The organism is Microbacterium istanbulense (genome assembly GCF_037204145.1).
In the GTDB taxonomy this organism is placed as follows: domain Bacteria; phylum Actinomycetota; class Actinomycetes; order Actinomycetales; family Microbacteriaceae; genus Microbacterium; species Microbacterium istanbulense.
In genome coordinates this window covers 68,626-84,082 of sequence record NZ_JBBDGN010000010.1, presented here as the reverse complement: position 1 = coordinate 84,082, position 15,457 = coordinate 68,626, and the positions used below count along the sequence as shown (strand labels likewise).

Genomic DNA, 15,457 nt, shown 5'->3' with positions numbered 1-15,457 from the left:
GCCACCGCGCCGGAACATAGTGTCTGAGGACCCCGTCGAAAGGAGTTCTCATGTCCGTCTTCACCGTCGACACCGACGCGGTCGGCGCCGCTCAGGGCGCCGCACGCGCGACCATGGAGCGTCTGCAGGCCGACTCTGCCGCGCTGATGGCCCAGCTCACCCAGCTGCAGTCCTCGTGGACCGGTCAGGCATCCGCCGCCTTCCAGTCCTGCAGCGAGCAATGGCGCGGCGCGCAACTGCACGTCGAGCAGGTGCTGGGCTCGATCGGCGTTGCCCTGGGCTCGGCGGCCGCGCAGTACGCCGACGCCGACCAGTACTCGGCCAGCCTGTTCCGCTGACCCGACAGCTCGCAGGCACAGCAGAACGCCCCCGGCCGAGGCCGAGGGCGTTCTGTCGTACGTCAAGCGGGACTCAGAAGTCCATGCCGCCCGACGGGTCGGCCGGCATGGCCGGAGCCTTCTCGGGCTTGTCAGCCACAACTGCCTCGGTGGTGAGGAACAGGCCGGCGATCGATGCCGCGTTCTGCAGCGCCGAACGGGTGACCTTGGCCGGGTCGATGATGCCCTGTGCGAACATGTCGCCGTACTCACCGGTCGCGGCGTTCAGGCCCTCGCCCTGCGGGAGCTCGGAGACCTTGTGCGCGACGACGCCCGGCTCCAGGCCGGCGTTGAGGGCGATCTGCTTCAGCGGAGCCTCGATGGCGACGCGGACGATGTTCGCGCCGGTCGCCTCGTCGCCCGACAGCTCGAGAGCGTCGAGAGCCTTGGTGCCCGACTGGATCAGCGCGACGCCACCACCGGGGACGATGCCCTCCTCGACGGCTGCCTTCGCGTTGCGGACGGCGTCCTCGATGCGGTGCTTGCGCTCCTTGAGCTCGACCTCGGTGGCCGCGCCCGCCTTGATGACGGCCACGCCGCCAGCGAGCTTGGCGAGGCGCTCCTGCAGCTTCTCGCGGTCGTAGTCGCTGTCGGTGTTCTCGATCTCGCGACGGATCTGGGTCACGCGACCCTCGATCTGCTCGGCGTCACCGGCACCCTCGACGATGGTCGTCTCGTCCTTGGTGACGATGACCTTGCGGGCACGGCCCAGCAGGTCGAGCGTGGCGTTCTCGAGCTTGAGGCCCACCTCTTCGGTGATGACCTGACCGCCGGTGAGGATCGCGATGTCCTGCAGCATGGCCTTGCGGCGGTCGCCGAAGCCGGGAGCCTTGACGGCGACCGACTTGAAGATGCCGCGGATCTTGTTCAGCACCAGCGTCGCGAGAGCTTCGCCCTCGACGTCCTCGGCGATGATGACGAGCTCCTTGCCGTCCTGGATCACCTTGTCGACGATGGGCAGAAGGTCCTTGATGTTCGAGATCTTCTGGTTAGCGATCAGGATGTACGGGTCCTCGAAGACCGCTTCCTGACGCTCCGGGTCGGTGACGAAGTAGGGGTTCAGGTAGCCCTTGTCGAAGCGCATACCCTCGGTGAGCTCGAGCTCGGTGCCGAAGGTCTGCGACTCCTCGACGGTGACGACGCCTTCCTTGCCCACCTTGTCGATGGCCTCGGCGATCAGCGCGCCGATCTCGGGGTCGGCGGCGGAGATCGACGCGGTCGCGGCGATCTGCTCCTTCGACTCGATCTCCTTGGCGCTCGAGAGCAGCTCAGCAGTGATCGCGGCGACGGCCTTCTCGATGCCCTTCTTGAGCGAGATGGGGTCGGCGCCGGCGGCGACGTTGCGCAGGCCCTCGCGGACGAGCGCCTGAGCGAGGACGGTCGCGGTGGTGGTTCCGTCACCGGCGACGTCATCGGTCTTCTTGGCGACCTCCTTGACCAGCTCGGCGCCGATCTTCTCGTACGGGTCGTCGAGCTCGATCTCCTTGGCGATCGACACACCGTCGTTCGTGATGGTGGGGGCGCCCCACTTCTTCTCGAGAACGACGTTGCGACCGCGCGGGCCGAGGGTGACCTTGACGGCGTCGGCCAGGATGTTCAGGCCGCGCTCGAGGCCGCGGCGGGCCTCCTCATCGAAAGCGATGATCTTTGCCATGAGTTCTTTCGTCCCTCCCGGACGTAGGCGTGTGGGTTTAGCACTCGAACACAGTGAGTGCTAACGCCATTCTGGCACTCGGCATCCGAGAGTGCAAGCCGCGAGGGAAGCCGCCCCGACTACTCCGCGGGGGTCTCGGGAGCAGCGGTGGTGCGATCCAGGCCCAGCACGACAGTCAGCTGAGGATCGTCCGTGTCGTTCTGGCCGGCATAGAAGTCGCTCTGCACCACGCTCGCGCCGCCGATGAGGTCGGCGACCCCCGCGGCAGCCGCCTGGTCACCGGTCTCGACGTAATAGACGGTGGTGGTCTCGAAGTCGGTGGTGGATCCGGCGCTCGCGAGCACCATGTCGTCGGTCCAGCCGTTGGCGAGCAGGATGTCGCGCGCTTCGGTCTCCAGACCGTCGGTCGACGTGCCATTGAGGATCATCACCCGGTACGTGGGGTCGATGGCGGCCTCGCCGGCCTGGGTGGCCGCCACCTCGGGCTGAGCCTGCGGGAACAGCTCGATGCGCCCCATCATCACCAGCGAGATGAAGATGCCGGCCACGATCAGCACGAGAGCCGCGGCCGTCGACCACAGCAGAACCACCCAACCGTTCATGCCCGGCGCTTCTGCGCGGTGCGCACCGACCCTCCCGGAGTCGCGGGGGACGTCGTCGAATCGATCGTGAGGGCGCGTGGACACCAGAAGATGCTATCTGGCCGATGCCGTGAATCCGCTCCGCGGGGCGCTCAGCCGACGAAGCCGCGCATGCGCGAGGTGCGCTGGGCGGCCCGCGCATCGCGCAGCCGGCGAAGTCGACGCACCAGCAGCGGATCGAATTCGAGCGCGGCCTCGGTCTCGATGAGACGCCCGAGCAACTGGTAGTAGCGTGCGGGACTCAGACCGAGCTTCTCTCGAATTGTCTCCTCCTTCATGCCGCTGTGACGCGGCCAGGCCGCCTCCAGCGTCAGGATCGCCTTGTCGCGATCGGTGAGGTCTCCGAGCATGAGGCCAGGCTACGCGGCATCCGCCCCGTCGCCGCCGCGCCACTCCCAGTGACGACCGAGGGGGTCGGCCGCGGCACGGACCTGCCCGTCGATCGCGACGACCGAGCCGGGCCAGTCGTCGACGCTCACGGGCGGCTGCCACAGGTCGCGCAGCAGTGCGGGTGCGTCGATCGTGACCCATCGTGCGTCAAGGGACCGGATGGCCTCGACGAGCTCCAGCCGGCGCGGCCACGGCAGGTAGACGAGCACTCCGGGCGTGCTCACGACGAGGGTGGCGTCGGCGGGTGCCTGGGCGGCCAGCGCGCGCAGCTGCTCGACCGCGTCCCCCTCCCACAGCAGCGGCGGGTCGGATGCCGCGATGTCGAGCGCCGCCGCGATGCGCTGCTCTCGTCCCTGCTCGCCGGGCCAGACCAGGCCGCGCAGCCAGGCGCGGTCGCGTGGGTCGCGGGCATCCAACGGGGCAAGGTCAATGCCGGCACGCCAGACGACCTCGGGCACGCGCAGCGGCGGGAGCACACCGTCGACCACGCTCGTGAGCACGACAGCGGATGGGCCATCGGCAGGGTCAAGCCGCACCCGCTCTGCTCCTGCCGTGTCCACCACGCGGTACGAGTACCGGTCGGGATACAGGCAGAGCCCCGCGGCCGCGCCGATCTCGAGCAGCGCGATCGGGCCGTCGATCTCGGTGAGCACCGGCAGCAGCGGCCCGAGCCGCAGGGGTTCGTTGGTCTGCAGGCGTCTGGCCGCACACTCGGCGACGATCTGGTCGGCATGACCCAGCACGAATACCCGCCAGGCCGCATAGTCGGCCACCGGCGCGCCGAGCATGCGCGTGACGGCGAACACGAGGGGCGGCTGCCGGTGCGCCTCGGCGATCCGCGCCAGGAGCGCCTGCATCTCTGGATCCGCGACAACGCCGCGCGCCCACGCGGCGTACACCTCGCTGCGACCGGAAGCTTCTTCGTTGGCGAAGCGCGCGTAGCGTTCGCGCACGGCGAGCATCGTCATGCCTCCATTCTCGCCCTCGGTAGCGCAGACGCGAGAGAATGGAGGGGATCCAGGGAGGACACCATGTCGTACAGCGTGAACAAGACAGATGCCCAGTGGCGCGAGGAGCTCGGCGACGACCAGTACGCCGTGCTGCGCGAGGCCGCGACCGAGCGGGCCTGGACAGGCGAGCTGCTCGACGAGAAGCGCGACGGTGTCTACAACTGTGGGGCCTGCGGGGCGGAGCTGTTCAAGAGCGGCACGAAGTTCGACTCCGGATGCGGTTGGCCGAGCTTCTACGAGTCGGTGCGCCCCGAGGCGGTCGAATTGATCGAGGATCGCTCGCTCGGCATGGTGCGTACCGAGGTGCGCTGCGCGAACTGCGGTTCGCACCTCGGGCACGTCTTCCCCGATGGTTTCGGCACCCCAACCGGCGATCGCTACTGCATGAACTCGCTGGCGCTGAACTTCACTCCCGCCGACGAGTCGTGAGTGTCATCGACGCGGTCCGCGACCGCACGTCGTGGTCGAAGGTCACCGATCAGGCGCCCACGCGCGAGCAACTGGTCGAAATGGTCGAGGCCGCGGGCCGCGTCGCCGACCACTCCTCCTTGCGCCCGTGGCGTCTGATCGAGCTGCGCGGCGCCGACCGGGAGCGCCTCGGCGCGGCGATCGCCGAGGCACAGGGCGATGACGTGCCCTCCAGCAAGCCGCTGCGCGCGCCGCTGCTGATCGCGGTCGTCGCCCGGCATCGCCCCAGCGGCAAGGTGCCGTATTGGGAGCAGGAGGCGGTGGCATCCGGCGTCGCGCACATGCTCAGCCTGCTGCTCGACGACGCGGGTTGGGGTGTGATCTGGCGCACGGGCCACTACACCCGTTCGGCTGCGGTCGCGAAGGCCCATGGCCTGGGCGATGACGAGCAGTTGCTGGGTTGGCTGTACGTCGGCGGCAAACCGGCGGGCAAGAGCGCCGGACGGCGTAAGAGTGTCGAAGGTGAGTCGGTTCTCGACCGGATGCCGACAGGCGATGGCGACATCGCACGGCCGGCGCCGAAGAAGCTGTCGAAGAAGCAAGCGAAGAAGGCCAGAAAGAAGGCGGCCAAGCGGGCCAAGAAGGCCGCGAAAAAGGCTGCGAAGCGCGCCGACGGCGCCTGATCAGGCCCGGCGCCGCCGGGGCATGGCCACCACGACGGATGCAGCGGCGAGAGCGATCATCGCCACCAGCTGCCACAGCGCAGGCCCGGCGGCGGCTGGCCAGATGAGGTCGATCACGATCGAGCCGGCAAGCTGGCCGAGCACGGAGCCGAGCCCCAACAGCAACACCCCCGTGTGCGCGACGAGGAACGACGCCAACAGGATGTACACGAATCCGAGCGCCCCGCCCACGTAGAGCCAGGGCTCGGCCGGCAGCGCCTGCGGCATCCCGCGCACGGCGATGCTGACAGCGGCTGACACGGCCAGCACGAGGGTGCCCGCGGCGAAGCTGACCAGAGTCGCGGCCATGGGCGAGACGATGCGCTGGGCCAGACGCCCGTTGGTCGCCGACTGCCATGCGATGCCGACGCCGGCGATGAACGGCAGCAGCAACAGCAGTGGCGGTGCGGTCGTCACCGCGCCTCCGGCGAGCGAGACGGCCACGGCGGCGAGCGCGAACAGCCCGCCGAAGACGCGGCCGGGCGTGACGGCGACGACCCCGGCGGGACCGAAACCGATGCGATCGAGCACGAGCCCGTTGAGCGTCTGTCCGGCAACCACGCCGACGGTGAACAGCGAGACGCCGAGCAGCCCGGCGACCAGGCCCTGAGTCGTGACCGTGAGCGCACCGCAGGCGCCCCCGAGCAGCATCCAGAACGGGATGCTGCGCGCACGGAATCCGCTCGCCAGTCGACGCAGGCCCGCGCGGCCGCGCGCGGTGGCCAGCGTGGTCACCGTGACGCAGAGAAGTCCGACGCTGAAAGAGATCAGCGCGGTCACCACGGCATCATCGATGCGGATGCTGAGCACGCCGTTGATCCGCGCCTGTACGGCAGTCATCGCGCCGATCGCGGCCGCCCCGCCGAGCGCCAGCGGGGTGGAGAGCGGGCGGTCGGCGGTCACCCTACGAACCTAGCGCCGCGCGACCGGTGCTCCCGCGGGGCATGTCGGTGACCATGGGTAACCTGTGGGCATGTGCGCAAGCTATGGGCTCGATCCTCGACCGGGCATTAATCGGGATGAGCTATTCCGATTCGACGAGAGGAGCCTCTGATTTGCGCTAGCTACGGGCTGGACCCGCGATTCACGGATGGCGACTTTAGGGATGCCATCGACGCCGCCGTGCTCGAGGGGCTTCGCTCGTGGGCGGTGGGCAATGATGGCGATATTCTCCGCCCTACCGGGAAGAACCTCCGCACTCTGAACCCTACCGTTACCACACCATCTACCCTGGAGTTCGCGTGGTGGGGGTATCTGGTCAACGGTGCGCCTGCGAGTTTCGCATCGATCAACACCAGGTCGGAGCGGCTGGCCGCGAGCAAGGGCCCTCTCCCGGAGCGGGCGATCGTGCCGGTGTCGTTCTGGCGTGAGATGCAGAAGCCGTCGCGCGTCTGGCATCACTTCACCGCCCCTGAGGACGGTCTTCTGACTTTGGCCGCGGTGACGCGTCCCGGCCGGGCCGCGGACGGGACGGAGTACACGTGCTACAGCATCGTGATGCAGCCGGCGGCCCGCCATCTGGAACATGTGCATGATCGGATGCCGCTGCTGATCAGTCCCGGGTTCACGGAGGAGTGGCTGACGACGGAGAGTCCGGGCGGCGGGCTGATCGACGCTGCGATCGCCGCAGCTACACCGGTCAACGAACTGATCCGGGTGACCGCAACACGCGATGAGAAATCAGCAAAGGGGTCCGACCAGCTCTTTTGAGGTTGGGGAAGTTGCATCAATGTTGCGTTTGATGCAACACTTTCGACGTGTCTGATTCCTCGTTCGTGCCCATTCCGTTCCAGCTGCGTCAGAACATCGTGCCGTTACACGAAGAGAAGTTCATGCTCGACTCCATGCTGGACGGGTGGGCGGAGCAGCAGGCGAGCCGCGGACTTGAGCGCAAGACAGCTGCGACGCGGGCGAAGCTGATCCGACGGTTCCAAGAGTTCACGGAGACCTACCCCTGGGAGTGGACATCGTCTGACCTGGAGGCGTTCAGTGTTCACCTGCTGTCGGGTCGTAGGCCGTTGGCGAAGTCCACGTTGCGGGCATATCAGACCATGATTCGGATGTTCTGCGACTACCTCGTGGATGACCGGTACGGGTGGCGGCGGGCCTGCAGCGATCGCTTCGGGACCTCGCCGCGGCAGATCTGCCACGACTGGAACACCGTGGTCCATCTCGTTGAGTACGAGGGCCGACCGCAAAGACGGGCGTTGAGCTATGACGAGCTCGAGCGCTTCTTCGAAGCAGCGGATGAGCGGGTCCTGCGGATCCAGCGGGCAGGAAAGAAGGGCGCATTGGCAGCGCTGCGAGACTCGCTGATCTTCAAGACCACGTATGCGTTCGGACTCCGTCGCGCAGAGGTCGCGGGGCTCGATGTCCCGGATCTGAGATCGAACCCCTCGGCTCCGGCCTTCGGCACCTGCGGAGCTGTCTACGTCCGCTGGGGCAAAGGGTCCCGAGGCTCCGGCCCGAAGCGGAGGACGGTGCTGGCGCTGGCGGAGTACTCGTGGGCGGTCGAGGGGCTGGCGCAATGGGTGACGTCGGATCGAGAACACTACGGCGCTGCAGCGTCTGGTCCGCTCTGGCCGACCGAGCGCAACACGCGGGTGTCGTTACGGTATCTTGATCAGAGGTTCGCGGAGATCCGTGACGGGATCGGTCTTCCGCCGGAACTGAGCCTGCACGCGCTGCGTCACACCTACGTGACGAATCTGATCGAATGGGGGTACGCGGAGCGGTTCGTCCAGGATCAGGTCGGGCACGCGTACGCTTCGACCACCGCCATCTACACCTCGGTCGGCGACGACTTCAAGACCCGTGTCGTCGCCCAATCCTTGGCCAGCATCTACGGGAACACCGATGACCACGAATTCCGATGAGCAGGTCCAGTGGAATCTGCGGGCGATGATGTCTGCTGCCGGGATGTTCCAGACCACCGATCTGCGGGGGCCCCTGCAGGAGCAGGGTGTGGTGCTGTCAAGGGAACAGGTGTTCCGTCTGGTCACGAAGACTCCGGACAGGCTGAACATGACCGTGCTCGCGGCGCTCTGCCGGATCTTCTCCTGCACTCCGAATGACCTCATCGAGATCCGCGCTGTCGCTAAAGCCGCGAAACGTCGCGCGTACAGCACCGGGATGACCAACCCGGGCATTGCCGAGCTGCGGCCGATTCCCGCACGGTTGCACCGCCCCGCTGAGCCGAACGGATGACTGGCCCGGCTTGGCGTTGTGATCGCTGTCATCGCGACGTGATCGCGCGCTACCGGCTGCTCGGCGGTCAGATTTGCAACCCCTGCTATTCCTGGCTGCGGCGGCACCCTGCGCCTTGTCCGCACTGCACGCACACGCGGGTGCTCGCTCACCTCGACGCGCGCGGCATCGCCGTCTGCTCACCTTGCGCGGGCCAACCTGGAAGATTCGGTTGCCGCACCTGCGGACGCGAGGAGAGTCTGCAGGGATCGCATTGCGCGCCCTGCAGACTGGATTCGCGGTTGAGTGCCCTCCTCGACGACGGCACCGGCAACGTCGCCGAATCCCTGCGGCCACTTCACTCTTACCTTCTCGCCGTTGGCGGCAGCGATACCGTCCTGAAGTGGATCCGGCGCGAGCCGGTCCCGTCAATACTGAGGGCGATGGCCACCGGAACCGCCGCGCTCTCGCATCAGACTCTTGACGCCCTCGCTCCGTCGACGAAGCTCCGCTATTTTCGCCGCACACTGATGAGCGCCGGAGTGCTTCCGGAGATCGACGTGTTCCTTCACGATTTGGAGACCTACGGCACTCGGCTCTTCGCCACTCTCCCCGCGGCTCATTCGGCGTTGCTGGGGAGATTCTTCCGTTGGCGGATGCTGCCACTGATCCGCCGATCTCTCCAGGGACGCACGCTGACGAGCCCGATGTTCAGTGCCCGCCGCGCTCAGTTGCGCTATATTTCGGAATTCCTTCAATGGCTCGACACCCACGGAATGACGATAGAGACGGTCGATCAGCCTGCGATCGACCGCTTCGTGTCCGCAGATCGAGTGCGCCAGCAGATCGGACCGTTCGTGACCTGGGCGGTCCAGGAGAGGATCGCTCCCAAGGTCGCAGTGACGACGATCCGTTCTCGAGGAGCAGGGTCTCACCTATCCGATCCGGATCTTGCCGAGATCACCGCGCGTGTTCTCGCCGACGAGACGATCCCGCTGCCGACGCGTCTGATCACACTGTTCGCGGTTGTCTTCGCCCAACCTGTGGAGGCGAGCATCGCGCTCACGCGCAACCAGGTCGTCGACGGGTCCGCCGCTATGACGATGACGTTCGCCCGGACGCCGATTCCCGTCCCCGACCGGCTCGCCGCTCTCGTCCGCGCACAACTGCGCGAGCTCGACGCGCGCCCGAGCCGGCATCCAGACACGCACGGATGGCTGTTCCCCGGGACGATGCCGAACCAGCATGTCACCGCAGCCTCGATCGAGCTCGTAGCCTCCCGACACGGACTGGCCCTGCGTCACTTCCGCTCATCCCGTCTGCAGCACTTCGCGCACACCGTTCCCGCCTCGGTGCTCGCGGATGTCGTCGGTGTCACAGCCGACACCGCCTACCGTCGCAGCGTAGACGCCGGCGGCGCTTGGAGAGACTACCCGCCGCTCCGAGACATCGAGGAAAGTCAGCGTTCGCTCCAGAAATTTCACAGTCCGGAACCAGGGTTCAGGCGCTGATGCCACCTCAAGATCCGCGCCCGCGTCGAGACCCTCATCAGCAAGTTCTTTCCCGGCCGGGTCGTCACCGCCCCGCCTAAGGCCTGATTTGAGCAGCTAGAGAGCCAACAGAGCGCCTGCCAGCGGCTCGAGCAGCGCACAGACGGCTGACCTGAGTTGTCCCCCATACGGCCTACAGACAGTAAAGGCGGGCGTGAATATCCTGCCTTGTTAACGCCTCCAATGGGAGGGGCGATCGATCGGAGGAAGCAGTGTTCAAGAGATCTGCCGCAGCTGCAGTTGCGGTGATGGGAATGGTTGGGGCGATGGTCGCTTCCCCCGCGATGGCGGACGACGCCAGTGCGGTGAACCCAGAGTTTTCCGGGGTGGTCGAGAGTTCGAACGGTGTGTCCTTAGACGGGGCGACCGTGCAGATCTCGGCCTGGCCGAGCAACGAGGTTCTTGCTGCCCTGAACGAAGGCGATCCCGTGCCTATGACCCCAGTCGGCGTCGGAACGACGGGGAGGGACGGCCGCTTCTCCGTCCCAGTCGATACGGCATTGGCCGCACGGAAGGTCCAGGCGGACGGAGCGGTCAACTATCAAGCGCTGGTGTATGGCCCAGACGGGTCCCTGATCTCGGACCATTCGTTCGCCCAAGCGGAGAATCAACTGCAAGCGGGAGTCCGGTCCATCGACATCGAAGCGTCTGTTTCTTCGCAGGAGTTCAAGGCGCAGGCGGCAGCGGCGAAGCGATCATCGTCGCCCTCGATCGCAGCTGCGGTGCTGGCCTGCGGACCGATCGACGGAGGCGTCGCAGGCAACTACTGGGTGCAGGTGGGTAGGGTCGGATCCTCGGCGACTAGTGGATTCTCCGCCTCGTTCTCATACTCGTCGTCGCAGAGTTCGACACTTGGCGTTGCAGTGAAGACGCCGAGTGGATCCTGGGGCGCGAGCGGGAGCGTCAGCGTGAACAGAGCAAGCTCCACGTCGACGACTTGGCCGGCGCTCACAGGATCGGGCGGTCGCGCTTTCAAGACTCAGTTTCAGTACAAGATCATCAAGACAGTTTGCACGGGCGTCGGGGAGCAGTCACGTTCTCTGCGTGCCGTCGCTCACGTGGGCGGAACCTCCACGAGCACCGCGTCTGTCAGCGCATCATATTGCACGAGCTATGTTTCCGGCTCCACATTCACTCGTTCGAGTTCCACAGCACAGACCATCTCGGGCGGCGCCGACGTTTCGGCTTACGTCGGATTCGATCTGAGTGCTAAGACGGGGTACTCCACCACGAGCAAGGTGACGATCAAGTTCACAGCGGCCAAGTCACTGTGCGGATCCCAGGGATACCCAGGAGCGACGCCCGGAACTCTGGTAGTGAAGTAGACATGACTTCACGGAACCCACACCGTGTGGCTGCCGCTGCGATCGCGGCGGCAGCCACACTGGTGTTCACCGCATGCACCCCCTCGGGGCCCACGTACCTTGCGATGGGAGGCGACGAGGGAACGCTCTGCATACCCGCTGCCAACAACGAGGAAATTGCTCTAGGAGAGACCGTGAAGGCCGAGTCAGACGTCACCGTCTCGTCCGTGGAGTTGCTCGACTTAGCGGGCTTGAAGACCGTGGAGTCCGCATCGGTAATCACGCTCAGTGACGGAGCAACAGCGATTGGGGCTCAGCCGCTCAGAGTCCTCAGAGATGAGGTAGGGGGCCCGTGGGACGAGCGGATCCCCGCCGAATCTGCTCGACTAGAAGCAGGACAGCACTACTCGGTTGTCGTGGTGGTGAAGCTCGAGGGACAGACCGGCACAGCCCAACGGATGCGAGTGACTTACCAGACCCCCGAAGGCCTCGAAAGCACAGCAGAAGGAACCACGGCATACGAACTCGCGCCGAGTTGCAATTAGCCCGGCCGGCGCCAGGCTCTGCGTGGCTGCGCTTCCGCGACGTCGGTGTGTGCGTCGCATCGTGCTGGTGCGTCACTGGATCGCTCGTGGCCGCGCCGGCATGACCGTGCGCGCCTGCAGGCCGGGCGAGCGGCAGAATAATACCCAAGCAAACAATGCGCTGCACCGGTAGCTTCACCGACGCTGAGCTGCTGGCCGAGGCCGATGAGGCCATCCTCGAGGGGCTGCGCTCGTGGGCCGATCACAATGCGGGCGAGACGCTGCGCCCGACGGGCAAGAATCTGCGCAACCTCAATCCGCTGATCATGGAGGTCGACGGTGAGCCGGCCCTCGATGCCGCCTGGTGGGGCTATCTCGTCGACGGACAGCCGGCGAGGTTCCCCTCGATCAACACGCGTTCCGAGCGGCTGCAAGATCGTCCCGGCAACGCACGGTCGCGCGCCCTGGTGCCCGCCACCGACTGGTTCGAGATGCAGAAGCCCGACCGCACCTGGCACGAGTTCGGGCTCGAGCCGGGTGTGCTGTTCGGCATGGCCGCGGTCACCCAGCGAGGCCGCACGCCCGAGGGCGAGAGCGTCACCTGCTATTCGATCGTGATGCGCCCCACTCCCCCGCACCTCGCCGAAATCCACGACCGGATGCCGGTACTCATCCCCACCTCGTTTGCACACGACTGGCTGACCGCTGCCGCATCCCGCGACCTCATCGACGAGGCGCTGCTGGCTGCAGCATCCCTCGACGACCGCGTGCGGGCGACGCCCCGGGCTGATGACAAGGGCACCGCGCCGACGCTGTTCTGAGCCTCCGGCCGCAACGGCAGTGCCAGACTGAGCACATGTCGACGATGCTGTCCCACCCGCTCGATGTCGCCCTGCTCGGGCCCGACACTCAGGTCACCAGCCGGTCGATCGACCGTTTCGCGAAGGCACATGACGCCTCGCACTATCTGCTGGTGCCCGAGGCCATACTCTCGCCGCTGGATGCCGCCGGAGTCGCGCGCGTGTTCAAGGCGGTGCGCGCGGCCGGCCACACGCTGACGTTCCGCTCCGGAGGCACCAGCCTCTCGGGACAGGGCGTGTCCGCAGACATCCTCGTCGACACGCGCAGTGCGTTCCGCGACATCTCCGTCGAACAGGACGGCGCGCTCGTCCGTGTCGGCCCCGGCGCCACCGTGCGCCAGGTGAACACCCGGCTGGCCCGTCACGGTCGAAAGCTCGGCCCTGACCCGGCGAGCGAGATCGCTTGCACGATCGGCGGCGTGATCGCCAACAACTCCAGCGGCATGGCGTGCGGCATCACCGAGAACTCCTACCGCACGATCGACTCGCTGCTGCTCGTGCTGCCCAGCGGCACGGTGCTCGACACGGGCGCGGCGGATGCGCTCGCCCAGCTCGAGTCGGCAGAGCCCGCCATCGCTCAGGGGCTCCGCGATCTGCGCGCACGGCTGCTCGCGGAGCCCGATGACGTGGCGTTCTTGCGGCATCAGTTCTCGATGAAGAACACGATGGGGTACGGCCTGAACGCGCTGCTCGACTTCGACGACCCGCTGCGCATCCTCGAGCATCTGGTGATCGGCTCGGAGGGCACGCTGGCGTTCGTCGCCGAGGCGCGCTTTCGCACGATCGAGGTACTGCCGCAGATCGCGACCGGACTGCTCGTGTTCGACACGCTGGCCGATGCCATGGCTGCCCTTCCCGGTCTCGTCGCCGAGGGGTTCGCAACCATCGAGCTGCTCGATGCGGCATCCCTTCGCGTTGCCCAGGGCCTCGGCGATGTGCCGCAGGCCATCGCCGCGATCGATGTCGACCAGCACGCCGCCCTGCTCGTGGAAGTGCACGCCCGTGACGAGGCGTCTCTGGCAGCGGCGACGCGCGACGCGCTCGCCCACCTCGCCGCGTTGCCGTTAACGACACCGGCGGCCCTCACGACGGATGCGGGCGAGCGCGCTGCCCTGTGGCATGTGCGTAAGGGCCTGTACACGGCCGTGGCTGGTGCGCGCCCCTCGGGAACGACAGCCCTGCTGGAAGACATCGTCGTGCCGGTGGATCGGCTCTTGATCACGTGCGAGCGACTGATCGAGCTGTTCGCCACCCACGGCTACGGCGAATCGGTGATCTTCGGGCACGCGAAGGACGGCAATGTGCACTTCCTGCTCAGCGAGCGCTTCGACGATCCGGAGAGCCTGGCGCGCTACCGCCGCTTCACCGACGATCTCGTCGATCTCGTGCTCGGGCAGGGCGGGTCGCTGAAGGCCGAGCACGGCACGGGGCGCATCATGGCACCGTTCGTGCGTCGGCAGTATGGCGACCGGCTCACCGACATGATGTGGGAGATCAAGAGGCTGATCGATCCCTCCGGCATCCTCAACCCCGGCGTCGTGCTCTCGGACGACCCGGAGTCGTATCTGCACCACCTCAAGCGCGTGCCGACCGTGGAGGCCGAGGTCGATCGCTGCGTGGAGTGCGGGTACTGCGAGCCGACGTGCCCCAGCAAAGACCTCACGCTCACGCCGCGGCAGCGCATCGTGCTGCGCCGCGACATGGCCTGGGCCGAGGAGACCGGAGACCAGGCACTGTTGAAGGACCTGCGCGCCGAGTACGACTATGACGGCGTGCAGACCTGCGCAGTCGACGGCATGTGTGCCGTGGCGTGCCCTGTCGACATCAATACCGGCGACCTCGTGCGCCGACTGCGAGCCGAGGAGGCCTCGAAGGTCGAAGACGACCTGTGGGACGTCGCGGCGAAGAACTGGGGCGCGGTCACGCGTCTCGGCGGTGTCGCGCTCACCGTGGCGGAAGCGCTGCCTGCGCCGCTCGTGCGCGGAGTGACGACGGTGGGACGCGCCGTGCTCGGCACCGACACGGTGCCCGAGTATGACGCCGGCCTCCCCCGCGGCGGATCGAAGGCGCCGAAGCCGTCGGCGCCTGCCGACGCGCAGGCGGTGTTCTTTGGCGCCTGCATCGGCACGATGTTCGGGGCCGAAGGCGAGGGGGTGGGGTCGCGGGATGCCCTGCGCCGGTTGCTCGATCGCGCGGGTATCCCTGTTGTCGTCCCCGATGATGCGGGCGGGTTGTGCTGCGGTACCCCGTGGAAGTCGAAGGGTCACCTGTCGGGGTACGAGCGGATGACCGATCGGGTGCTGTCCTCGCTGTGGCAGGCGAGCAGGGCCGGCGAGCTGCCGGTAGTGTGTGATGCCGCCTCATGCACCGAGGGGCTGCACGTGATGCTCGCGAAGGCCGCCGCAGCGCATCCGGAGTACGCCGGACTGCGCATCGACGACGCCACCACCTTCGTCGCCCGTGAGGTGCTGCCGCGGCTGACGGTGCGCGAGAAGATCGCCAGCGTCGCCGTGCATCCGACATGCTCGACCACGGCCCTGGGGGCGACCGGTGCGCTGACGGCGATCGCCTCGGCCGTCGCCGAGGAGGTGTTCGTCCCTGAAGGGTGGGGATGCTGCGCCTTCGCCGGCGACCGCGGCATGCTGCATCCGGAGCTCACCGCCAGCGCCACCGCGGTGGAGTCGGCGGAGGTCATCAGCGCGGATGCCGCACGCGCCGGCTTCGGCGCGTTCGTCTCAGCGAATCGCACGTGCGAGATCGGCATGAGCCGTGCCACGGGCAAGCGCTACCGGCACGTCGTGGAGGTGCTGGAGGAGCTCACCCGCGGGTGA

General features: G+C 67.1%; 15 protein-coding genes and 1 pseudogene. 11 read left to right on the top strand and 5 right to left on the bottom strand.

The features are described 5' to 3' along the window. The first annotated feature begins 50 nt into the window (after positions 1-50). The gene (locus tag WDU93_RS11235) at positions 51-338 is read left to right on the top strand and encodes a WXG100 family type VII secretion target (protein ID WP_337320634.1); all 288 of its coding nucleotides are present in this window, start codon (positions 51-53) and stop codon (positions 336-338) included. A gap of 73 nt (positions 339-411) precedes the next feature. Here WDU93_RS11235 and groL read toward each other — a convergent pair whose 3' ends face one another. The 4 genes from groL to WDU93_RS11215 all read right to left on the bottom strand — a co-directional run bounded on the left by groL (position 412) and on the right by WDU93_RS11215 (position 4,030). Then, entirely contained in the window at positions 412-2,031 is a 1,620-nt protein-coding gene (gene groL / locus WDU93_RS11230; RefSeq protein ID WP_337320633.1) for a chaperonin GroEL, read from the bottom strand. Between the two features lie 119 nt (positions 2,032-2,150). Further along, positions 2,151-2,717 carry a LytR C-terminal domain-containing protein gene (locus tag WDU93_RS11225; protein WP_337320631.1) on the bottom strand — a complete coding sequence of 189 codons (567 nt, stop codon included), beginning with the start codon at positions 2,715-2,717 and terminating at the stop codon, positions 2,151-2,153. Between the two features lie 47 nt (positions 2,718-2,764). Beyond that, positions 2,765-3,022 carry a DUF3263 domain-containing protein gene (locus WDU93_RS11220; protein ID WP_337320629.1) on the bottom strand — a complete coding sequence of 86 codons (258 nt, stop codon included), beginning with the start codon at positions 3,020-3,022 and terminating at the stop codon, positions 2,765-2,767. A gap of 9 nt (positions 3,023-3,031) precedes the next feature. After that, on the bottom strand, positions 3,032-4,030 hold the full coding sequence (locus tag WDU93_RS11215; RefSeq protein ID WP_337320626.1) for a DUF2332 domain-containing protein: 999 nt from the start codon (positions 4,028-4,030) through the stop codon (positions 3,032-3,034). Positions 4,031-4,093: 63 nt separating this feature from the next. Between WDU93_RS11215 and msrB the strand changes: the two genes are divergently transcribed. Further along, on the top strand, positions 4,094-4,501 hold the full coding sequence (gene msrB, locus WDU93_RS11210; RefSeq protein WP_337320624.1) for a peptide-methionine (R)-S-oxide reductase MsrB: 408 nt from the start codon (positions 4,094-4,096) through the stop codon (positions 4,499-4,501). Continuing rightward, positions 4,498-5,028 (top strand): annotated as a pseudogene (locus tag WDU93_RS11205) (nitroreductase family protein); the annotation flags it as partial. The gene msrB and the pseudogene WDU93_RS11205, both read left to right, overlap by 4 nt. A gap of 135 nt (positions 5,029-5,163) precedes the next feature. On the opposite strand, the gene WDU93_RS11200 reads toward WDU93_RS11205, so the two are convergent. After that, positions 5,164-6,105, bottom strand: a complete 942-nt coding sequence (locus WDU93_RS11200) for a DMT family transporter (RefSeq protein ID WP_337320620.1) — start codon at positions 6,103-6,105, stop codon at positions 5,164-5,166. A 246-nt stretch (positions 6,106-6,351) separates the two neighbouring features. Here WDU93_RS11200 and WDU93_RS11195 point away from each other — a divergent pair, with 246 nt between their 5' ends. The 8 genes from WDU93_RS11195 to WDU93_RS11160 all read left to right on the top strand — a co-directional run bounded on the left by WDU93_RS11195 (position 6,352) and on the right by WDU93_RS11160 (position 15,457). Further along, positions 6,352-6,912, top strand: coding sequence for an SOS response-associated peptidase family protein (locus WDU93_RS11195; RefSeq protein WP_337320618.1), 561 nt, complete (start codon positions 6,352-6,354; stop codon positions 6,910-6,912). A 47-nt stretch (positions 6,913-6,959) separates the two neighbouring features. Continuing rightward, positions 6,960-8,078, top strand: coding sequence for a tyrosine-type recombinase/integrase (locus tag WDU93_RS11190; protein WP_337320616.1), 1,119 nt, complete (start codon positions 6,960-6,962; stop codon positions 8,076-8,078). Then, positions 8,059-8,409: a helix-turn-helix domain-containing protein gene (locus WDU93_RS11185; RefSeq protein ID WP_337320615.1), complete on the top strand. Its 351-nt coding sequence runs from the start codon at positions 8,059-8,061 to the stop codon at positions 8,407-8,409. The genes WDU93_RS11190 and WDU93_RS11185 overlap by 20 nt, the downstream gene beginning before the upstream one ends. A 38-nt stretch (positions 8,410-8,447) precedes the next feature. After that, positions 8,448-9,899: a hypothetical protein gene (locus WDU93_RS11180; RefSeq protein ID WP_337320614.1), complete on the top strand. Its 1,452-nt coding sequence runs from the start codon at positions 8,448-8,450 to the stop codon at positions 9,897-9,899. Positions 9,900-10,150: 251 nt separating this feature from the next. Continuing rightward, positions 10,151-11,263 (top strand): hypothetical protein, encoded by a 1,113-nt coding sequence (locus WDU93_RS11175; RefSeq protein WP_337320612.1) that lies wholly within the window; start codon positions 10,151-10,153, stop codon positions 11,261-11,263. A gap of 2 nt (positions 11,264-11,265) precedes the next feature. After that, entirely contained in the window at positions 11,266-11,787 is a 522-nt protein-coding gene (locus WDU93_RS11170) for a hypothetical protein (protein ID WP_337320610.1), read from the top strand. Between the two features lie 155 nt (positions 11,788-11,942). Continuing rightward, complete coding sequence (locus tag WDU93_RS11165) at positions 11,943-12,587, top strand: SOS response-associated peptidase family protein (RefSeq protein ID WP_337320608.1); 645 nt, start codon at positions 11,943-11,945, stop codon at positions 12,585-12,587. A 35-nt stretch (positions 12,588-12,622) separates the two neighbouring features. Beyond that, positions 12,623-15,457, top strand: a complete 2,835-nt coding sequence (locus WDU93_RS11160) for an FAD-binding and (Fe-S)-binding domain-containing protein (RefSeq protein ID WP_337320606.1) — start codon at positions 12,623-12,625, stop codon at positions 15,455-15,457.